This is a genomic window from Rhizobium sp. 05N430, from assembly GCF_056396985.1.
The window spans coordinates 74,487-95,412 of sequence record NZ_JBFTMO010000016.1; the positions used below are offsets into that span (position 1 = coordinate 74,487).

General features: G+C 55.3%; 21 protein-coding genes. 12 read left to right on the forward strand and 9 right to left on the reverse strand.

Going from position 1 to position 20,926, the window contains the following annotated elements; translation table 11 throughout:
* Positions 1-16: 16 nt before the first annotated feature.
* On the forward strand, positions 17-1,558 hold the full coding sequence (locus AC1DJO_RS24840; protein ID WP_477973389.1) for an MFS transporter: 1,542 nt from the start codon (positions 17-19) through the stop codon (positions 1,556-1,558).
* Positions 1,559-1,617: 59 nt separating this feature from the next.
* On the opposite strand, the gene AC1DJO_RS24845 is transcribed toward AC1DJO_RS24840, so the two are convergent.
* From AC1DJO_RS24845 to AC1DJO_RS24865, 5 genes are all read right to left on the reverse strand, one after another.
* Entirely contained in the window at positions 1,618-2,004 is a 387-nt protein-coding gene (locus AC1DJO_RS24845) for a DUF983 domain-containing protein (protein WP_477973391.1), read from the reverse strand.
* A 125-nt stretch (positions 2,005-2,129) separates the two neighbouring features.
* Positions 2,130-3,062 (reverse strand): alpha/beta fold hydrolase, encoded by a 933-nt coding sequence (locus tag AC1DJO_RS24850; protein ID WP_477973393.1) that lies wholly within the window; start codon positions 3,060-3,062, stop codon positions 2,130-2,132.
* Between the two features lie 102 nt (positions 3,063-3,164).
* Positions 3,165-4,058 (reverse strand): alpha/beta fold hydrolase, encoded by an 894-nt coding sequence (locus tag AC1DJO_RS24855; RefSeq protein ID WP_477973395.1) that lies wholly within the window; start codon positions 4,056-4,058, stop codon positions 3,165-3,167.
* A gap of 178 nt (positions 4,059-4,236) precedes the next feature.
* On the reverse strand, positions 4,237-5,799 hold the full coding sequence (locus AC1DJO_RS24860) for a DHA2 family efflux MFS transporter permease subunit (RefSeq protein WP_477973476.1): 1,563 nt from the start codon (positions 5,797-5,799) through the stop codon (positions 4,237-4,239).
* 74 nt (positions 5,800-5,873) lie between these two features.
* On the reverse strand, positions 5,874-7,058 hold the full coding sequence (locus AC1DJO_RS24865; RefSeq protein ID WP_477973397.1) for an HlyD family secretion protein: 1,185 nt from the start codon (positions 7,056-7,058) through the stop codon (positions 5,874-5,876).
* Positions 7,059-7,183: 125 nt separating this feature from the next.
* Between AC1DJO_RS24865 and AC1DJO_RS24870 the strand changes: the two genes are divergently transcribed.
* Positions 7,184-7,843 (forward strand): TetR/AcrR family transcriptional regulator, encoded by a 660-nt coding sequence (locus AC1DJO_RS24870; RefSeq protein WP_477973399.1) that lies wholly within the window; start codon positions 7,184-7,186, stop codon positions 7,841-7,843.
* Between the two features lie 394 nt (positions 7,844-8,237).
* Positions 8,238-8,462, forward strand: coding sequence for a hypothetical protein (locus AC1DJO_RS24875; RefSeq protein ID WP_477973400.1), 225 nt, complete (start codon positions 8,238-8,240; stop codon positions 8,460-8,462).
* Positions 8,463-8,471: 9 nt separating this feature from the next.
* On the opposite strand, the gene AC1DJO_RS24880 is transcribed toward AC1DJO_RS24875, so the two are convergent.
* A complete protein-coding gene (locus AC1DJO_RS24880) occupies positions 8,472-9,209 on the reverse strand; it encodes a helix-turn-helix transcriptional regulator (RefSeq protein ID WP_477973402.1) in 738 nt (245 codons plus the stop codon).
* Positions 9,210-9,373: 164 nt separating this feature from the next.
* Complete coding sequence (locus AC1DJO_RS24885; RefSeq protein WP_477973404.1) at positions 9,374-10,285, reverse strand: LysR family transcriptional regulator; 912 nt, start codon at positions 10,283-10,285, stop codon at positions 9,374-9,376.
* Positions 10,286-10,547: 262 nt separating this feature from the next.
* Between AC1DJO_RS24885 and AC1DJO_RS24890 the strand changes: the two genes are divergently transcribed.
* Together AC1DJO_RS24890 and AC1DJO_RS24895 are read left to right on the forward strand one after the other, a co-directional pair.
* Positions 10,548-11,261, forward strand: a complete 714-nt coding sequence (locus AC1DJO_RS24890) for a hypothetical protein (protein WP_477973406.1) — start codon at positions 10,548-10,550, stop codon at positions 11,259-11,261.
* A 13-nt stretch (positions 11,262-11,274) separates the two neighbouring features.
* Positions 11,275-12,387 (forward strand): alkene reductase, encoded by a 1,113-nt coding sequence (locus tag AC1DJO_RS24895; RefSeq protein ID WP_477973407.1) that lies wholly within the window; start codon positions 11,275-11,277, stop codon positions 12,385-12,387.
* 57 nt (positions 12,388-12,444) lie between these two features.
* Here AC1DJO_RS24895 and AC1DJO_RS24900 read toward each other — a convergent pair whose 3' ends face one another.
* Positions 12,445-13,266 (reverse strand): alpha/beta fold hydrolase, encoded by an 822-nt coding sequence (locus AC1DJO_RS24900; RefSeq protein ID WP_477973478.1) that lies wholly within the window; start codon positions 13,264-13,266, stop codon positions 12,445-12,447.
* A 354-nt stretch (positions 13,267-13,620) separates the two neighbouring features.
* Between AC1DJO_RS24900 and AC1DJO_RS24905 the strand changes: the two genes are divergently transcribed.
* The 5 genes from AC1DJO_RS24905 (at position 13,621) to AC1DJO_RS24925 (ending at position 19,268) form a co-directional block, all read left to right on the forward strand.
* Positions 13,621-14,271, forward strand: a complete 651-nt coding sequence (locus AC1DJO_RS24905; protein ID WP_477973480.1) for a TetR/AcrR family transcriptional regulator — start codon at positions 13,621-13,623, stop codon at positions 14,269-14,271.
* Positions 14,272-14,720: 449 nt separating this feature from the next.
* Entirely contained in the window at positions 14,721-15,401 is a 681-nt protein-coding gene (locus AC1DJO_RS24910; protein ID WP_477973408.1) for a winged helix-turn-helix domain-containing protein, read from the forward strand.
* Between the two features lie 539 nt (positions 15,402-15,940).
* Complete coding sequence (locus AC1DJO_RS24915) at positions 15,941-17,239, forward strand: flagellar hook protein FlgE (RefSeq protein ID WP_477973410.1); 1,299 nt, start codon at positions 15,941-15,943, stop codon at positions 17,237-17,239.
* A gap of 777 nt (positions 17,240-18,016) precedes the next feature.
* Positions 18,017-18,631, forward strand: a complete 615-nt coding sequence (locus tag AC1DJO_RS24920; protein ID WP_477973412.1) for a glutathione S-transferase family protein — start codon at positions 18,017-18,019, stop codon at positions 18,629-18,631.
* An 85-nt stretch (positions 18,632-18,716) separates the two neighbouring features.
* Positions 18,717-19,268: an acyloxyacyl hydrolase gene (locus AC1DJO_RS24925; RefSeq protein ID WP_477973414.1), complete on the forward strand. Its 552-nt coding sequence runs from the start codon at positions 18,717-18,719 to the stop codon at positions 19,266-19,268.
* A gap of 7 nt (positions 19,269-19,275) precedes the next feature.
* Here AC1DJO_RS24925 and AC1DJO_RS24930 read toward each other — a convergent pair whose 3' ends face one another.
* Positions 19,276-19,977, reverse strand: coding sequence for an SDR family NAD(P)-dependent oxidoreductase (locus AC1DJO_RS24930; RefSeq protein ID WP_477973416.1), 702 nt, complete (start codon positions 19,975-19,977; stop codon positions 19,276-19,278).
* 184 nt (positions 19,978-20,161) lie between these two features.
* Between AC1DJO_RS24930 and AC1DJO_RS24935 the strand changes: the two genes are divergently transcribed.
* Both AC1DJO_RS24935 and AC1DJO_RS24940 read left to right on the forward strand, forming a co-directional pair.
* The gene (locus AC1DJO_RS24935) at positions 20,162-20,548 is read left to right on the forward strand and encodes a hypothetical protein (RefSeq protein WP_477973419.1); all 387 of its coding nucleotides are present in this window, start codon (positions 20,162-20,164) and stop codon (positions 20,546-20,548) included.
* A 2-nt stretch (positions 20,549-20,550) separates the two neighbouring features.
* On the forward strand, positions 20,551-20,913 hold the full coding sequence (locus AC1DJO_RS24940) for a hypothetical protein (protein ID WP_477973421.1): 363 nt from the start codon (positions 20,551-20,553) through the stop codon (positions 20,911-20,913).
* Positions 20,914-20,926 lie beyond the last annotated feature (13 nt).

The following is a 20,926-nucleotide window of genomic DNA, read 5'->3' on the forward strand; positions in this document are numbered from 1 at the left end:
TGCAGAAAGCGATCTCATGGAAATCCCCAAATCTAGCGGCCGATCAGCTCTGCTCGTCCTGCTGTGCGTGTCGATCCCCTCGTTCATGATCAACCTCGATGCCAATATCGTGGCGGTCTCCCTGCCCTCGATCTCGCATTCCTTGAATGCAGACTTTACGGCAATTGAATGGGTCATCAGCGCCTACACGCTGACCTTCGCGTCACTCGTCCTTCCGGCGGGCACTCTCTCGGACCTTTATGGACGGCGACGTATTCTGCTCGTCGGCCTGACAATATTCACAGTAGCATCATTCTTTTGCGGCGCTGCGCCGACTGCGCTGGTGCTCAACACTGCACGAGCTGTCCAAGGCATTGGTGCAGCGTTGCTCTTGAGTTCGGGCCTGGCCCTGCTTTCCTACGAGTTTCGTGGGCCCCAAAGGGCAAAGGCGTTTGCCTTCTGGGGTAGTGTTATCGGCGTCGCCATCACGTTGGGCCCGTTGTGCGGCGGCCTTATTACCGAGACCGTCGGTTGGGAATGGGCTTTCTATCTCAACATCCCGATTGGAATTGGCGTGGGTCTACTCGCGCTTACCTCAGTCAACGAGTCAAAGGATCCAAGCGCGAAAAAGCTCGATATCCCTGGCTTTGCTTCGTTCGCGATTGCTCTGGGCCTAGTTACTCACGCGCTGATCTCAGGAAATCATGCAGGTTGGAGCAACCCGCGCGTTTTGGCCGAGTTCCTCGCGGCAGCAGTTTTCTTCGTTGCGTTCCTTGTTGTCGAAAGTAGGCAGCAGCGGCCGATGCTGGATCTGAAGTTTTTCCGCTACCCGACATATATCGGCGCCAATGTCGCAGGAGTAGCGTATGCGGCATGTGTCCTCACCATGCTGACGTACCTCCCATTGTTCTTCCAGAGTGCTTTGGGACTTACGCCAAAGCAGGCCGGCTTGTTTATGCTCCCTATGGCGGTGCCAATCTTCCTGATGCCGAGAATTGTATCGCGCTACCTGACACATCGTCTTTCGGGTCGCGTTCTGATCACGACCGGCCTCAGCCTGAGCAGCCTTGGCCTCCTCATTCTAAGCGCAGCAGTTTTCCAGTTGAGTTATTTGGCGATGCTGCCAGGGATGCTCATTGTCGGCATTAGCGCAGGCTTCCTGAACGGCGAAACGGCTAAGGTGTCCATGACTGTCATCCCTCCGGAACGCGCAGGGATGGCGGCAGGTGTCGGCGGAACGATCCGCTTCGCAGGCATCGTGATAGGGTTCGCCGCACTTGGCGCCATCATGTTCAATCGGGTCGTCAGCGTCCTGGTTAACGAAGTGGCTGGGACAGCCGAACAAGCAACAACCTTGGCTCAGCAACTGGTGGCAGGCGACGCCCGAGCTGCTGCAGCGTTTGGTGACCCTACAGCCGCGATAATGGCCATCGCCTCTGGCTACTCTGCAGTGTTCTTGACTGCGGCCGTACTGGCCTGCGCTGCAGCTCTTGCAGCATGGACCTTCATCAGCGCCAGCGATACCGCTGCGGTCTCGCATCGGTCGAGTGCGGAGGAAGTTGCGTTGCCCGTCGAATGAGCGTCACGACGATGCCCGCCATGCACCTTGGCGGGCATTGCCTGGTGATGCCGGGCTTCTCAGGGGTCTACGTTGCTGGAAACTTTCCCCTCCTCAGCCTTGTAGAAATATTGGCTCGCAACTAGCCAGCCCTTCAACGGCCTAAGAGGTGGGATACAGGTGGCAATTAGGAACGGTCCTGTTACCAGCACTTGGGTTAAGAGTGACGCGTCATGGGCAACCTCCAGCCAGACTGACAACAGCACGGTTGGAATACATGCGAAGCAAATGACGAAAAAAGCCGGCCCGTCAGCTGGATCGGCGAAGGAGTAGTCCAGACCGCAAACCTCGCAGTTTGGGCGCAGCTGCAAGAATCCCGAAAAAAGGTGGCCCTTGCCGCAACGCGGGCAAAGGCCTCTGGGTCCCGTGCGAAATGGCGGAATCGGCGGGAAATCATCGTCAATCATCGGCTGAACTCCGGTTGGCGGATGACCTGAATCTTCGATGGCAACGAAACGCTGAGCCACCTCGCCAACCGACCACATTGACCATTTGGCGCTCGCACAATCGATGAGCGAGCACCAGATATTCTTCAGGCAGAAGCCCGGATCTCCTCGACGACTACGTCCGGCTTCTGAAGATGCACATAGTGGCCAAGCCCCGGCAGAATGGCAAGCGGAGCACCCGTTAGACGCGCCAACTCTTCACCCATGCCCTTGTTGATGTAGACGTCCTTTTCACCCCAAAGTATCTTGAACGGCGTCTTAAGACCGTTGATGTTGGCTTCGAAATAATCTTCGTCACGCGTGAATTTCGAGTAGTAGTGGTAGAACGCATCGCCAGACGTCATCCCGCCTTCCTCCCAAGCTGCTGTCATGTCCGCAAGGACATCGGGCAGAAGATCGTACTGTTCCGTTGCATCAAGGCCAGCACGATGAGCGTTCGCGGGGATCTGGGTTCCAGCGTTCTTGAAGTAGGCGCGTGCGTGAGAGGCCGAGGGTTCGGACTTCAGGTTTTGAAGGTTCTCGCTCATATATTGAGGCCGGTTCAACGGGGCAAAATCGCCGACGAAGATCTGCTTCGCGATCTCTGGCTCCTCAAGTGCGGCCAATAGTGCAGGCAACGAGCCGATATCGGTCGCGTAAATCGTCAACACCGAGCGATCAATGCCAGCGGCTTCGACATAGGCCCTCAGAATATCCGCGTAGCCCTTCGGAGAATATTCGAAATCCTCCGCCGCAGGCCGAGATGACAAGCCGTAGCCAGGCCAGTCAAATGCGTGGACATTGTAATCGGCGACAAGCTCATTTGCGATGGCCTTCCAAACCAGCATTGTCTCCGGAAATCCATGCAAGAAGAGCACCGTGCCCTTTGCAGCTGGGCTCTTGCCAACGAGATGGCGAAGCGTCAGGCCAGGAGCTATGTCGATGTGACCGATCGTCGTCCTGTCGGAGGCACCGGCGCCTCCAGCGGCCTCTGGCGGGCTAAGCACAATATGGCTCTTGAGGAGGCTAGTTTGTCTCATTTCACTTTCCTAACATTTATAGTAAACCAGGGCGGCGCTACTGACGCGCCACCCTTACCAGGTCGAAACTTGCATGCATTCGAAGGCGACTTAGCCCGCGCGTTACGAGAGAATTATCTCCGCCACTCGTTTTCCTTCATCGATCTGGACCCAGTGACCAGCGTCGAGGAGATGAAGTGTCGAGTTCTTCAAATTTCCATGAAAGTCTCTGGCAGTATTGACCGAGAGGTAAGGGTCTCGCTCTCCCCAGATGATTTTGGCCGAGACTTCAAGCTTCTGAACGTCCAGGAGGCGCGCGTTGTTTGCTGCGGTGGCGTCGTAGAAGCCAGACGTCATCTGCACGAACGCCGGACCGCTGCTCGGCGACATACGAAAATTCGAGTCGATCAGCGGGCCAAGAAATTCCACGTAGGTTTTAACGTGCTTGTCGGAAAGTGCGGCCTGAAAGAGAGATCTTTGAAGGTTCAGCACAGAGCCGATGAACTCCGGCTTCTGCGCGATCATCATCGAAACCTTCTGAAGATTCTTGGTCGCAAACAGCTCGATGAGCTCCGGTACGCGGTCCCCGGGAACATCGTTGTAAACCGAATTCAAAATAATAAGTTCTGCGACTTTTTCCGGATGATCAATCGCGAAGTTGATGCCCGGGACGCCGGCGGAATCGTGCAGAACGGGGATGATCTTGCTCAGACCCAGCGCATCAATGACATGTTCCAGATCGCCTTGCTGCTGCGGAAACGAATACCTTGCGCCTTCAGGTTTGTCGGATGCACCGAAACCAAGGAAATCGAACGTCACGACCTTTTTGCCAGCGTCAACGAGATGCGGAACGAGGAAGTCGTAAATGCCAAGATTGTCGGGGAAGCCATGCATTAATACGAAGGCCGGCCCGTCTCCCGCGTACTCGCGGACGTACAGGTTACCCTGATCGTGGTGAATGCGATGCTCCTTGAAATCCCGGGCGTTTCCTTCGTGGCTGGGAAATGGCGTACTCATTTTCGGATCCTTTCGAGCGAACAGCGTCCGCTTTGATTTGGAAGATGAATGCTCACCACAATCGCGGCGATCCGTGGCCCCGACCTGGGTGCTGGACATACTGCGCCGTTTTTTGAGGAGGTAAACTATACGGAGAGATAGTTGGCGGGCATAAATTCGGCCCGCCTTTTGCTATGCCTTAGTGAGCGCCGGCGCCGCCGCCGGTCGTGCGCTTCGTAAGCAAGACCGCGATAGCAGCCAAAGCCAGAACAACTCCGATCACGGCGAAAGTATCGCTAAAGCCCATTATCAGTGCTTGGCGCTTGACGATACGCCCGATGGCCACAACTGCCTGGCCGGTGGCCTTTGCATGGTCCGAGACACCATGCGACTGGAAGTAGGACGTCAAGGTATCAACGCGCTGGCGAACCTCATCGCGACCCATCGAGATGGATTGACCGATGATGTTGGAGTGGAACTGCTCACGCTTGGTCAGGACCGTGCCCAAGGTAGCAGTACCAACCGCACCGCCAAGATTACGAAGCATGTTCGTGAGGCCGGAGGCAGCAGCAGCGTCCTGGGGGGCAATACCACCAGTGGTAATGGCTGTGATCGGCGTCAAGACGAGCGCCTGCCCAATAGCACGAACAATGTTTGGTATCCAGAACTGGTCACCCGCATTGTCTGCCGAAAGCATAATGTTCATGAAGCAGCTGACTGCGAAGATGCTGATACCTATAAACCCGATATATCTAGCATCAAAGCGCTTCATCATCATCGGTACTAACGGAATAAGCAGAAGCTGAGGAAGGCCAGTCCATGCAAGGACATTGCCGATCTCTTGCGCGTTGTAGCGTTGAACCTGACCAAGATACTGGGGCAGGATGTAAACCGTGCCGAACAGTGCCACGCCGATAAGTACGTTGACTGCCACGCCGATCCCAAAGTTGCGCTGCTTCAGCAGACGAAGCTTGACGAGCGGCTTTTCGACCGTCAGTTCGATCCAGATGAATGCCGTCAAGAATACGAATGCGATGATGCTGAGCTTTACGATGAACGGCGATGAAAACCAATCATCCTTATTGCCTTCTTCGAGCACCGTCTGAAGCGCGGCCAACCCGATCGACATGGTAATGATGCCCGCCCAGTCACCTTCGCGCAGAAGCCCAAGGCGCATCGGCTGCTTTTCAAGCGTCGCGGCAAGGGCAACAGCCATGATCGCGCTGGGAATCGTGTTGATGAAGAAGATGGTCTGCCAACCGTAGTTCTCTGTCAGGAAGCCACCGATCGTAGGGCCGATTGCCGGAGCAAACGTGACCGAAAGCGCGAAGATGGCCAGGCCAATCGGCTGCTGGGGCTTCGGCAGCTTCGTCAGGACCATGGTGAACGCCATGGGAATTAGAATGCCGCCTGCGAAGCCTTGCAATCCACGCATTGCGATCATCGAGTTCAGATCATGGGTGAAGGCGCAAGCCATCGAGAAGATCGGAAAGAGGATCGTATTCACCAGGATGTATCGGCGGAAGGAGAAGACATTGCTGAAGTACGCCGTCAGCGGAATGACGATGATCTCGCCAATCAGGTATGAGGTCGAGATCCAGGCGCCGTTATCGACACCTGTCCCGATGCCTCCCTCAATGTCGAGAAGCGAGGCGTTGGTGATCTGGATATTTAGAATTGCCATGAATGCGCCGATCATTCCTGCAAGAACTGCGATCCATTCCTTGGCGCCTGCCTTTTGGAAAGCAGCAGGGGCTGGCATCGCCGCAGATGTCGGCAACGTGGTGACGTTAGACATGACTTGATCCTCCTGGATCCGGGCGAACGCCCTTTGGGCTACTCGTTGCCGACCTTGGTATCGATGGTGGGAGTGACGGACATACCGGGGCGAAGATCGCCTGTAGCGGCACTCTCGGCATCAAGAACGATGCGGACGGGAATACGCTGCACGACCTTCGTAAAATTGCCGGTCGCGTTGTCTGGCGGAAGAAGCGCAAATTCCTGGCCGCTAGCGGGTGCCAGGCTCTCAACCTTTCCGTGGTAGACATGGTCAGGAAACATATCGACTTCAATGTCGACTTCCTGGCCCGGCTTCACGTCTGTGAGCTGCGTCTCCTTATAATTTGCAATAACATAGGCGGCCTTGGTCGGAACGACGGTCATGAGCTGTGTTCCAGCCTGAACGTATTGACCGACGCGGAGTGTACGGTTGCCAACGACACCGTCGATCGGTGCCACGATGGTCGCATAGGACAGGTTCAGTTCGGCCTGTCGTTGAACAGCAACGTCGCGGGCAAGCGCCGCACTTGCTTGTGCAACTTCGGCCTTCAGGACATCAACTTGCTTGGTAGCACCTTCCAAAGCGGCCACGTCGCGGGCGGTTGTGGCGCGGTTTGCCGTTATTTGAGCAGCCGCCTGCTGTGCCGTCTGCACGGGAGCGTATCCGTTCGTGGCCAAACGCGAGTAACGCTTGTCGTTCTGCTCAGCAAAGGTCTCGTTGGCGCGGTCGACTTCGATCGACGCCTGCGCGGCGGCAATCACTGATTGCTGGGTGACGAGTGCGGCTTTCTTGGCATCGACTGTCGCACGGGCGGCGTCGACGTCTGCTTTCGCTTGATCCAGAGCGGTTGCATAGTCGCGATCGTCGATGATTGCGAGCACCTGCCCCGCCTTCACAGTCTGGTTGTCACCGACGAGAACCTTTGCCAGGTAACCGGAGACCTTGGGTGCGATAGCACTGTTGTCTGCCTTGATGTAGGCATCGTCAGTTTCCACCTGAAAGCGGCCCGTGGTCCAGTAATTGTGACCATAGTATACGGAGGCTGCGATGACGGCGAGAGCGGAGACACCCAGCAGCGCCTTCTTAAACCCACCGCCCTTCTTCTTCTGAACATCGGCGACAGGCGCAGCGACAGGCGCAGCCGGAACGGGCTGATGACCGGCATCTGCGGTAGCAGGGATTTCCGCTGTAGCGGCTTTGCGGTCAGACTTGCCGGCCAGCGCGATAACATTCTCATCCATCGAAATCACTCCTGAGTTTCGGTTGCTGTCTTGGGGGCCGCAGCCGTTTTGGTTAAAAAGGAAACTTGCTGTTTTCCAAAATATGCCCTATCTCTTCGTTGTCAACAAGAATTTGGAAAATTTTCATGTTCCAAAATAAATGTGATACCGAGCGTCGCCGGGGGCGGCCTCAGATAAGACCCGATGGTGAGACCCGGGAGCGCATTGTCGAGGCCGCAGATACCTGCTTCAAAGCCGATGGCTACTCGGGCGCGAGCATGGGCGCGATAGCGAGCCTTGCAGGCGTCTCTACGAAGACAATGTACCGCCTGTTCCCAGGCAAATCGGAGCTGTTGGCAGACGTCATTAGCCGACACATCTCGCGATTTCTCATCGACATCGACTTTGACCTACTGAGGGGGATGTCACCTCGTGAAAGTCTTGTGCGACTTCTCAGCGCCTACGGGATGCTCACGCTCTCGAGCGAGGCAATCCGGATGGCTCGGCTCGTCGTTGAGGAATCGTCTCGGTTCCCCGAGGTAGGCATCGCGTTTTATGAGAAAGCTATCGTCCCGACCAATGTCGTGATCAGCGACTGGCTGCGTGAAAAACAAAATCAAGGAGAATTGGCGATCCAGGATGCTGAGGTAGCCAGCGGCATTCTCCGCGGCATGATGATTATGGAGCCGCAAAGGGCATCGCTGATGCTGCAACAAAACCCGTTCGACAGGTCCGCAATTGAGCGACGAGCCGCAGAGTGTGTGGACCAATTCCTTGATGGATGCAGCAGAGAGCGGGCCGCCTAGCGCCAAGACAGCGCGAGCACCGACATGCATTCGTATCTAGGGTTTTTGGGCTTGCGGAGCGTCCGCAGAGCATTTCGATATCCTATGTTTAGAGATCGACGTAGTTGCTCATCCCGGCCATACCTTCGTATAGGTACATCAGGTCGGACTTCACGCTTACCGTGCATTTCGCGAGATGTTTTACCCCATCTACGCTGGCCGCTCGTTTGGCCACTGGGCTGAGCTTTCCCCCTGGCTCCGCCCCGCGGACCCCGATCCGCATTGACCGCCCCGTTCCGCCCTGGGGCGGTCTTTTTCTGGCCTCCGTCAATCTTTGAGTGTGCGGCTGCACGCAAGCTACAGGATGTAGCTTGGCCTAAACCAGAAGAATGCGATTTATCAGGGGAATTATTAAATGCAGGTCGTGATTGATACGGTCGACCCCGAAGGTGATTGCCGTGCTTTCGTCGTTGAAGCAGTCAGCTGCGACGGAACCACACTGTGCGCGACCAAGGGAGAATCGACACTACGGATCCCAATTGCACAGATTGCAAACTGGTCGCCGATTGATGATTCAGCGACGCTAGATATGCCGCTCGATGACTGGATTTCTAGACGCTTCGACCAGATTGCCAGGTGAAGCTGTTAGTCATAGCAACCGGTAGCGATACGCACGAGCCACGGCCTGCATGCGATTGACCGTATCAAGCTTTCGCATTGCGGTCTTGAGGTAACCAACGATCGTGTGTGATGACAGATCAAGGATTATGCCGATTTCGTCGCTGCTCTTGCCGGCCGCCGTCCACCGAAGGCATTCCAGCTCGCGATGTGAAAGTCTCTCGAGCGGGCCATCTTTCATGAGATCATCCCGTGCAACATCATTTAGGACCTCCGTTGCCCTCCGCACGATGTCTGATTGCTCCTTCAACTCCAGTGGGTCTCTCGCTCCGGAGAATGCGAAGGCATACACATTTGCATCGACGTCATGAAGCGTGAACCCGAAGGTGTTGTTTGCACCTTGGTTCACGAAAAGACCTTCCAGCTCTGTATCATCGACGTTAGCAGCCGCGCAGCCGAATGCCTCAGGACCCATTGAGATGGGTAAGATGGTCCTTCTGAAGGCGGTCATGATATTGCTGCAAAAGAAGCGATCGTTCTCTCTGTAGTAGTCCGTGAACTCGTTCGGCCAATTAGAGGCAATAAGGTTCTCAGAAAACGTGGTCCGGTCCCCTCGCGGTAATTCTACCAACAGAAAATAGCTGAGGCCGTAGTGCCCAGCTAGCTCCGACAAGCTTGTCGCGACTTTCCTGAGCTCAAACCCGAAGCGCGGATGATAGCCTGTAAGCGGCAGTTCACTTTGATTACCAATGCGTTCATGCTTGGTCATGGAAGGCCGCTCCTGCACCAGCTTGGGTGCGACTACTTTTAAGGAAATTATGTAGTTTCCTAAATAGTGTGTAGCGACAGGCGCGTCAAGACCATTTTGGAAAATGATTCATTTCCCAAAATAACTTGTCGGCAACTAATCTAACGAATACGCATGGGAATGGACTACGGGGAGCTGGAGATGTCCTGCACAAGATAATCAACCAACGCCCTCGCTGCCGACGCGGTGGCTTTACCCATTTGATAGTATGCGAACACCGGAATAGGCTGCGTTTCCCACTCGTCAAAGAGCGAGATCAAACTACCGTCGCTTAGCTCCCGACGACAAGCCCAACCCGACGTTGATGTTACGCCCAACCCAGCTGCAGCCGCGGCAACCGCACCTTCATTCTCATTGGTTATGAAGTGTGGCTTGAGGTCCAGCGATTGTGTTTCCCCGTTTTTTTCAAACACCCAGGCTGAGGGCACAGCCGCAGCTGGACCACTTACAATCCGGTGGCTTTCGAGCTCGCTTGGCAAAGTAGGAACGCCTCGTTCTGCGAGATAGACTGGAGAAGCAAGAATCTTGCGCGGAATTGTAGCAATCAATTTCGTCGTCGCCGTCGAGTCAGTTTGGCGCCCTAGACGAATTGCAACGTCCACGGCATCGCGGACGAGGTCCTGACGGCGATCCTCCAACAGAAAATGAACCTGCAGCAACGGGTGCTTCTTCGTGAAGGCAGCAAGCCTTGGAATTATTTCCCGCACACCAACGCTCGTTGGCATACTCAACCTGACGGCTCCCCTCAGTTCGCCGTCGTCGCGGACACTTAGTTCTGCTTCATCAAGGGCGGCAACGATGGGCTCTACCTTTGAAAGGAAGCTGTACCCAGCCTCTGTCGGCACAACAGCTCTGGTGGTCCTCCTAAACAGCTTTACGTCAAGGTCAGCCTCAAGATCAGCGATGATCCTTGAAGCTTGCGGCTGAGACAAGCCGCATTCCTTAGCTGCAGCCGAAAAGCTCCCAAGGCGGGCGACTCTGGAATACAGACGAAGCGCAAATATATCCCGCAGTCTGCCATTCATGGTCGAAGCCATTTGTGTGTTCCTGATTTCGTCAGATACTCAAATCTGTATTCCGGTGCAAAATGCATGGCTACGATTTTTCGCCTAAGCAACTCAAAATTCGAACTTCTTGGCTCGCAAATCGCGAACAGTTACTTCCAGTCAATTGATGTAGATCACGCATAGATCCTAGCGGAAAACAACGGCTACCGAGCAAAGCCGTCATCGAGCATCTTCGTAATCAGGCCAGAACGAAATGGCCAATCGAACTCGGACCTCTACCAGGAGAATTGACATGAACGACCTTCTCGCTTTTGCCGTTGAAGCACACGGCGGACTCGATCGCTGGAACAGCTTCTCGAAAGTGCAGTCTGACCTAACAATTGACGGTGCTATCTGGCATGTTAAACAGGTCCCGGGCCTCTTCATAAATAAGAAGTTCGAAGCGACTCTTCGCGAGCAGCATCTCTTCGTAGAGCCCTTTGCTGGCGGCACCTATCACTATACGCCGAAACGCCTCGAAATCGTTGACGCAAAAGGAACTGTGCTGGAGAGCCGTGACAATCCGGAAAGGGCATTCGAGGGACAGGTCAGAGAAACACCTTGGGACAAGTTGCATGCAGCCTTTTTCGTCGGCGAGGCGCTCTGGACCTATCTTAACCTTCCGTTTCTATACGCGCAGCCGGGCTTCGAGGTCGAGGAAATCGAACCTTGGCATGAAGACGGAGAGACGTGGCGCAGCCTGCGTGTCAAGTTCCCGAAGCGTATTACAAGCCACACGGAGTATCAGATTACGCGTTTCGGGCCTGACGGTTTGATGCGCCGTCACGACTACACGGTCGACATTCTTGGTGGGGCGACCGGTGCGAATTACAGCAGCGACTACCAGGAGTTCCAAGGCATTAAAATGCCGACTAAGCGCCGCATATTCGCCTATGACGATCAAATGCAGAAGGTATCCGACCCCCTTCTTGTCTCACTCGACTTCAGCAACATCTCGTTTCTATAAAAGGTCGACGGCTATGAACAAGATGAACCTCTTCACCCCATTGGCTCTCGGCGCTCTCTCGCTGCCCAATCGCATTATAATGGCACCTCTGACCCGCATGAGGGCCATAGCGGACGGCGTTCCGACGACGCTGATGGCAGAATACTACGCCCAGCGTTCAAGCGCCGGACTGATCATTACTGAGGCTACTGCTATCGGCGCAAACGCTCACGGCTATCCGCAGATGCCGGGGATCTATTCAAAAGACCAGCTTGAAGGCTGGAGGAGGGTCACGGATGAAGTTCACCGCAAGGGTGGGCGAATCTCACTGCAGATTGTTCACCACGGGCGATGGTCGCACTCGAGCTACAATGCCGATGGAAGCCTCCCGGTGGCACCCTCTGCTATCGCACCGAGCGGCAACGCGTTCAATCCGGAGTTTCAGCAAGTACCTTTCGAAGTCCCAAGGGCACTGGAGGCTAATGAGATACCGCAGATCGTTGATCTTTTCTGGCAGGCTGCACGCAATGGCTTGACTGCCGGGTTTGATGCAATCGAGATCCATGGCGCAAATGGCTTCCTGATCGACCAGTTCCTACAGGACGGATCCAACAATAGACACGACGAGTTCGGAGGGTCTATCGAAAACCGGGCAAAGCTTTTGCTTAGTGTCGTCGATGCAGTATCTGATGTTGTAGGCTCTGAACGGACCGGTGTCCGGCTGTCACCACACGGAAACCTGGGCGGTATTAGCGATAGCGATCCAGTTGGCCATTTCAAGCAAGCAATAGCGTGGCTTTCGACCCGTCGTCTCGCCTACCTTCATTTGATTGAACCTCGTGCATCCTCTATCGGTCTTGGTGATGACGCGAGCATCGACAGTGCTAATAATGTCCGGTTGTTTCGGTCGACGTTCAGCGGTCCGATTATTACTGCGGGTGGCTATAATGCTGAAAGTGCTTCGTCGACTTTGGCTGCCAACCTTGCCGACGCGGTCGCATTCGGCAGAATGTTTATCGCCAATCCAGATTTACCTGAGCGGATCCGTGTGGGCGCACCGCTGAATAAATTTGACCGGTCAACTGCCTATGGTGGCGGAAGCCATGGGTACACTGACTACGATTATCTCGAAAATGCAGAAACGTGAATACATCTCTGATGGTGACCAGGCCGGCTTCGGTGTCGGCCTGGTCGAAACTTAGCGTTAAGCCTTCGCAAACTCGAGGAGCTCGGCATTTACCTTGTCGGCATGGGTGACGCACATTCCGTGTGGAGCGCCCGGAAATACCTTCAGAGTCGCCTTGGGAATGAGCTTCTCCGATTTTGCCGACGAGATTTGCAGGGGCACGATCTGATCGTCGTCGCCATGCAAGAGCAGCGTAGGCACGGTCATTTTCTTGAGATCTTCGGTGAAGTCAGTTTCGGAGAAGGCCGCAATGCAGTCGTAGTGGGGTTTTACCCYGCCAAGCATCGACTGCATCCAAAACGAGTCTATCGTTCCCTGCGACTTCTTTGCGCCGTCACGATTGAACCCGAAGAACGGGATCGCGAACCCTTCCAGAAACTCGGCACGGTTGGCCGAATAACCTGCGCGGATCTGGTCAAATATCTCCTTCGGCGCGGCTTGGGGGTTCGTCTCCGTCTTCAGCATATGCGGCGGCACCGAAGAGATGAGAACTGCCTTTGCGACACGCGATGTGCCGTGGCGGCCGATATACCGGGCCACCTCACCGCCGCCTGTCGAATGCCCTACTAGGATAGCGTCCTTGACATCGAGCTTCTCAAGCAGCTGGGCGAGGTCGTCAGCGTAGGTGTTCATGTCATTGCCGCTCCAGGTCTGATCGGAGCGCCCATGTCCGCGGCGGTCGTGGGCGATGACGCGAAAGCCGTTTTGGCCAAGGAACAGCATCTGACTATCCCAGGCGTCCGCAGTGAGCGGCCATCCGTGAGAGAAAACTACCGGCTGCCCCTTGCCCCAGTCTTTGTAAAAGATCCTGGTCCCGTCCTTGGTCGTCACTGTCGACATGATATGCGTTCCTTGGTGTGAGGTTTTCTTGGATGCTGCAAAGGTTTCTACAGGCAGCCCTAGTGCCAAGGCCGAGACGCCGGCTCCAATTAGGAGGTCGCGGCGTGAGGCGCTTAAGGGTTGGGGACAGCTTGGAATGTCATTCTCGTCCATGTCGGTCTCCATGGGTCACGAAGTCACGCACCATGACTGCCCATTTTCAGGCCCGACCGAAATTATACGAATGTATGGCGAGGAGCCTGGCTAAGCCTAAGCGGGCCGAGTTTGAGTCGAGCCCAAACACCAGTTATTTGGAAACTTGATGTTTTCCATAAACTGTTGTATCGAGATCCTATGGAAAATTTGGATACCGACATTCAGCAAGAAGCCCCGGTCGAAAAGCGCTCGCGCGGCCGACCTCAGGTACGGTCCGACGAGGAAACGCGCACGGTCATTATCGATGCGGCAAACGATCAGTTCAAAAAAGCTGGTTATGCCTCGGCCAGCATCAGTACGATTGCGCAAACTGCCGGTGTGTCGACAAAGACGCTCTATCGTCTGTTTCCGGCGAAAGCTGACCTTTTCTCCGATGTGATCTCCGCAAAGATTGGGCGCTTCTTCCTTGGCCTCGATTCCGACAGCCTTGCTGATTTGCCTTTGCACGAAGGCATCGAGCGACTGCTGGTCGCCTATGGGAGGCTAACCCTATCGTCGGAGACCATCATTATCACCAGGCTTGTCCTCAGTGAGTCAGATCGATTCCCGGAAATTGCTTCAGTATTTTACGAGCAGGCGATAAAGCGAACCAGCAAGGCAATGGAAGACTGGCTTGCGAAGCAGGTTTCATCGAAAAAGCTCGCCCTGAGTAACGTTGCCGCGGCGACAGGTATGCTTCGCGGCATGATGGCGATGGAGCCGCAACGCGCGGTTATGCTCGGCCAGATATCGGAAATCAGTGACGAAGAGATTCTCGTAAGGGCTCGTCTCTGCGCCCACATTTTCGTCGATGGCTGCGCTACGCGCTAAGGGTCGCGAGGCTGGTTAAGCCAAGGTGCCCAGCGCTTTGTTGGCGAAAAGCCGGTGAAAATACTAGTTCAGAAAATCATGTTTTTGGTCCCAACAAGGCTCTGAGCCCGCCATTTCTCAACCCACCGGCTCCGGCTGGTGGGCTAGCGATATAGCCGTTGCGTTTGCCTGCATGCTCCATCGTATCAACAACAAAAATCTCCATACTTTCGTATAGGTATCTCGCGAGCCGGCGTTCCCATACCGGTAGCGCGTCGGCGGATTTCGCTGAAACACAACACCTTCCTAAGCTATAACATTTCCTTCAATCTCATATTCTGAAGGCAGCTAGCCTGCCTGCACATCATCGCGCCAATGAAAGCCTCTGCTAGCCGTTCGCTGACTCCAGCGGCGCAAGAAACGTCTATGAGAAAACGGCGAAGCCGTAGCGCGTCATGAGGCATGTTCTCGTGCTCGAGCGTGATCGGGCGGGCCAAGTTGAGCTCAAAAGGCTTCTAAGCCAGCACGACATCCGAGCCACGCTGGTTTCGGAACATAGGGCCCTGCTCGGTGCGCTATCAAAGGAAGTTATAGACGCCGTGCTCGTCGAACTTGATGATGAGGTCGTCGAAAACGTTCGCAAACTTGCGATGGCAACCCATGCCCCCATTTTGGTGGTCAGCTCAGCAAAGACGCATGAGGACGACAGGATTGGTGGCCTGGATGCTGGCGCGACCGACTATATTTGCCGACCTGTGAGCCACCGCGAGTTGGTGGCACGACTGAGAGCCGCTGTTCGGAACAGGGCTACTTCTGCTCTTAATCGCGACCGACGATATTATGTTTTCGGCCCCTACCGGCTGGACGTCCGCTTGCGCGTACTTACGCACCTCGCGCAGAGAGAAATCAGGCTTACGACGGTGGAATTCAATCTTCTCACGGTGCTTCTGGCGAACCCACAAGTCATCTTGACCCGCGAGCGGCTTCTGTCGGCGAGCCGGTTACATGAGGGCGAAATTACCGACAGAAGCCTGGACGGCATCATATTGCGACTTCGACGAAAGATTGAGTTTGATGCGGCCGGCGTTCGATTCATCAAAACAGTGCGTGGGTACGGTTACCTGTTTGATGGCGAAGTTCAGGCCGAATAGCATCTTCGAGCTTTTTACCTCGCCCACCAAAGCACCCAGTGTCCCGGTGGCGAACCAATGGACACGGGAATCTCGATAAAGCCTGTCTGTCAATGCGTCCAACCAATTGCATTATATCTACCTTAACGAGATTTTCCTAAACGTAAATCTCAACCTTTAAGTGGTATATGGTGTGAGTTGAAACACTCGGGCGCCATACTCAATTTTCGCAAGTTTGAAGCAAGCCCGGCGCCTCAACCATGATCGCACGTATCAAGCAAACGCGTTGGAAGGCGATTAAACTGCCCTTCATTGAGCACTTCCGGAATGCATGAGCAGAGGCCAAAAATTTGCGATCGCCGATGAGGAGAGGAATAAGCAAACCTCTTTGATTGCCGATCTCTAGAGAGCGGGTCTCGCCCCACTCATCAATATAAACAGATCCAATCGGGTCGCCATAACGGGGTTTTAGTCAGCGTTGGCGTCAACGCTGAGAGCCCCTTCGCACGCTTAAACGGGCCCGTCGCCCACCTTATCCAATACGAAATGGAGAATTCGACATGAGTATTTTTGGAAGCATGAAAACCGCGATCTCGGGGATGAACGCTCAGGCTAACCGTCTGAGCACTGTTGCCGACAATATAGCTAACGTGAACACTGTCGGCTACAAGAGCGCGTCAATCTCGTTTTCAACCCTGGTCGTTCCAGGTTCATCCGGCAACTACAACTCCGGCGGCGTACAGAGCACAACGCGGTACTCGATCACACAAGAGGGTAACTACACATCGACGACTTCGGGAAGCGATTTGTCCATCAAAGGCGATGGCTTCTTCATCGTGCAAGGCGGCGACGGAACGACAGTCCTCACCCGAGCAGGGGATTTCCTTCCGGATGAAGAAGGCAATCTGAAGAACTCTGCCGGATTTACGCTCATGGGTTACCCGTACACATCGGGCTCTCCCGCTGTTGTTGTGAACGGCTTCGATGGTCTCGTCCCGATCAACGTCAAAAATCTAGGTGGCATGGTTGCACGGCCCTCGGATTCCGGCACCTTCGAAGGAAACCTAAGCTCCAAGTCGAAGGTCGCGCCAACCGGGACCGACACCCTGCCAAGCGCCAATGACCCTACCAAAACTACTGCCGACATGAAGAAGATGTCAGTGGTCGGCTACGACAATCTCGGTAACACGGTGATGTATGACCTGTATTTCACCAAGACATCGGACGGTGACCCGAATGCCTCCCCACCAGTAGACTCCAGCTGGGAAGTTGCAGTGTATCGTAACGATGACGCGGCTTCCGGCAACAGCCCGTTCCCTTACTCTTCGGGCCCAGTTGCCGTTCAGACGCTCACCTTCGACAAGAACGGCAAGCAAACGAGCACCGGTGAAGTCACGATCAACGATCCGAAAACCGGCAATCAGATCGATATGGACTTCAGCAAGATGGGCCAGGTTGCGTCCGACTTTTCCGGAACCGGCCAACTGAACGGCCAGGCTCCAAGTGCGGTGACCGACGTTAAGATCGACAAGGACGGAACGGTATACGCCATCTACAAGAGCGGCGACCCGAAGCCAATCTACCGCATTCCCTTGGCAACAGTTGCAAGCCCGGACATGCTAACGCCGCTCAACGGCAACGTCTTCGCAGCAAACGGTGATTCCGGCGTGACTGTTACCGGCTTCCCCCAGACGAACGGGCTCGGGAGCATCAACTCGGGATCGCTAGAAACCTCGAACGTGGATCTGGCAGACCAATTGACGACAATGGTTGAAGCTCAGCGTAGCTACACCGCGAACTCCAAGGTCTTTCAGACGGGGTCGGACATTCTTGACGTCCTTGTGAATCTCAAGCGCTAAAGGCTTAGCGTGCCGGGCAATTCTGCCCCGGCTCGGCACGCTGCCATATTCTGCACCGTCCGGCCTAACCACGAGAAAACGTGAAATTAAGCGTCTCTCGTTACCGTCGGATATTGGCCAATTTCGAGTTCGATTATGTTGATCAAGCATTCGCTTCCAATGGACGCGCAGCAGGTTCTGCAAAGGGCAAGCGCCGCGGCCCCGGAGAGCAGACGCCCACAGGGAAACCAACGGCAACGATGGTCGGCCAATGGTCCTGGCCCAGTTGCGATGACCTGCGGGGACTGGATGAGCGGCGTCGTACTCGGCCCGCACTTTGAGATCCGGTCACCCAGTCAGGTCGTGTCGCTCAGCTGGGATTGGTCGCACGATAAGCTTGGAGAATGGCGGGATCAGGCACATCTCCGGCTGATGATCTTGGATGTTGAATCAAGGTCGTGCTGGACCCTCGATGTTACTGACCGGCCGCAATCCGCCATGATCATCCCCAGCGATATTCAGATATCTGCGAACTGTGTGACCACCCTTCAATTGAAAGCAGGCGAACGAACCGGACGGGCATTCAGCCCGCCTTACGTTCGCTCCATCGACGTGGCTGTTCACTTTCGGACCTGACGCTCCAGTCAGTTCAGCGCGTCGGATTCGACGGCGATAGTCGAAGCAGCGGACAGGACCATACATTCGTATAGGTTCCCAGAGAGACCTTCATCAGCCTACCCGTGCGTGAGAGCCCACGAGGCCGTGCCATGTGTTGCCACGTGGCGCATGGGAGATACGATGACTAAGGCAATTGAACTACACGGCTACAATACCGGTAACTGCCTACGGGTGGCGGTAGCGCTGGAGGAGGCAGGTTTGCCCTACGTGATTCATCACGTGAACCTTTCGATGGGAGAGCACTATATGCCCGAGCATCTTGCGCTGAACCCAGCTGGAAAGGTTCCGGTTATCGTGGACAGGTCAGGAACCGAACCGTTCGTCCTCTCGCAGTCGAATGCAATCCTCCTCTATATTGATCAAAGAGCTCCCGGCGTGCTGCTGCCGAAGGAGGATAGAAAACGTGCGATCGTACTGGAGCGCTTTTTCTACTTTGTAACCGACGTCATCGGGCCAGGTATGGCTGCATTTCGGACGCGGGGAGACGACGACGCTCGTATGTCGCTACTCGAGAGCGCTCTAGGCGCTTGGGTGGATGCGGGGCGTTTCCTGAAAGACGGTCCTTTCATGGGAGGCGACACAATCTCGCTGGCGGATATCGCCGCTGCGGTTTTCATCCTTGCCTACAAGAGGCACGTTGAATGGGACACGTTGCCTGACCTGAGGCAGTGGTTTGACAATGTGATGTCACGGCCAGGCTTCCAGCGGGGGCTTGCTGCATTCGACCGCCATTGATCGCAAATTAAGTTTTCGTTAACCATAATCACGGCAGAGTCGGTACGCCATCCAACGAGCGTTGCACGCCAAGGGAACGTCAAGAATGCGATTCAATACAGCGCTCGCGGCGATTGCTTTCTTTACACTTACGACATCGACACCAGCATTCGCCGGCGACACGATCTTCGACGAACTGCGTTTCGGCGCCTCAGCTTCGGTTCAGGGCGGAGACTCCCGCGAGGATGGCGTTTTCCCAGAGGTAACGCTATTTTTTGACCCGTTCGGACATGACGCCGCAGTCGACTGGAAGGCGCAGCTCGCGCGGCCGCGTGTTAACGTCGGGACATCGATTGGAACCTCGGGAGCCGCGACCCAAATATTCGCAGGCCTCGCCTGGACCGTCGACTTCAGTGACAGGATGTTCGCTGAGGCCGGTTTTGGAGGTGTTTGGCACGACGGCCAGCTTCGTGCGAACGATGACGGGCCAGAGCTCGGTTGCCACCTGCTATTCCACGAATATGTTGGCGTTGGATACCGGTTTGACAAACACTGGAACGCGGTGGCGCAACTGGCTCATTCTTCGCATGCCAACCTTTGCGATGGGCCGAACGACGGCATGACCCGCGCTGGCATCCAGGTCGGCTACAAGTTCTGAGATTGCGTCAGTAATTTTCGACCCACGGCCTAATCTCAATCTCCCAAGACCAGGCGCTTCGATGCTGCCTAAGGAGATCGAGATAGGATTGGGCGACAGCCTCGGGATCAAGCGTGCTGTCTGGCGCGTCAGCTGGATCTGGTCGAACTTTTGATCGCACCTTTCCATCGACAACAACATGGGCCACGTGGATGCCCTGCGGCGTCAGCTCTCTTGCTGCGCTCTGTGCAAGACCACGCAGAGCAAACTTCCCCATCGCAAACGGACTGGAGAGTGCAAATCCTTTGATCCCGGCTGTCGCGCCAGTGAGGATGATGGCACCGTGCCTAACAGGGAGCATCCGTTTTGCAGCTTCTTGAACAGTGTAGAAGGCCCCGAGCGCAGAAACAGCAACGGTCTTCTCAACGTCCGCAGGATCCAAATCGACTATCCGCCCTCTGACGCGGCCGCTCGGATTGTAGATTACAATCTCCGGAGCGCCCACCAGCTCTTCCGTTTCCCTGAAGAGCCGCGCTACGTCTGTCGCGCTAGTGGCATCAACCTGAAGCGGCCTGGCGCCTGTTTCCTCGACCAACCCGGCAAGTTTCTCGACGTTTCGCGATGCAATGACGACTGGAATCCCTGCCGACCTCAGTTGCCTGGTAACCGAGGAGCTAATGCCAGGCCCTGTTCCAACAATCAACGCACTACGATAGGGAATTTCCGCCATCAGCATATCCTCCGAATTCTCAACGACAGCACAGCTTAAGGTTCTGGACCAGGCTTTCAACAGCGCCGTCGGCCATACATTCGTATAGGTACTCACCAAGGATCAGGAGGAAGAAATTCCCTTTTGTGCGACCGGCACTGAAAAGGAATTTACGATGTCTATAAATCAACGCCCGTGGCCGCTTTTGGCATTCACCGCCAGTGTTCTGCTTGCAGCATCCTCGCAGGCCCAGACCGCCTCTCCGGACCCGAAACTGCTCGAAGTCCCGACAACCAAGGTTCTGGCGATCGGCTCCTTTACACCGAGCACATCTCCGAAGGTGTGGCTGCCGATGGTGCCCCGCGAGGCAAAGGAGACGGCCGACCTCTATTTCGAGGGCAAAATCGATCAGTGGTACGTCAAGCAAGACAAAAGCGGCGTTGTATTTCTGATGAACGTGCAAACGGCTGACGAAGCCCACGCCCTTTTGGATAAGCTTCCGATGGGTGTCGCCGGCGTTATGAAGTTCGACATGATCCCGCTCGGACCAATCAGCCCCATCCGCATGATCATGACGAACCCGGAGAAGTGACGATGTCGTTCTACAGCAAAGACAACCCACCCCCGGTCGGTGAGTTCAAAAACCTTGAAGAGGTAAGTATTCCGACGACGAAGATGCTCGCCGTGGGATCGATCACGGCAAAAGGCACCGCGGCCGAACGCGACGCCGTCCGCCCCTTCGAAGTCAGAGAAACTCTTCGTCTCTATCTTGCAGGCAAGATCGAGCATTGGTTCTACAAAACAGAAGGTCCAAAGGGCGTCGTATTCATCCTGAACGTCGCAGATCGCCAAGAGGCAAAGGAACTGCTTGAGGCGCTTCCGCTTGGCGTAGCAGGCTTCATGGAATTCGAGCTGACGCCTCTCGGACCACTAAAGCCGCTCGGCCTGCTGCTTTAGGTTTCAACCCGCC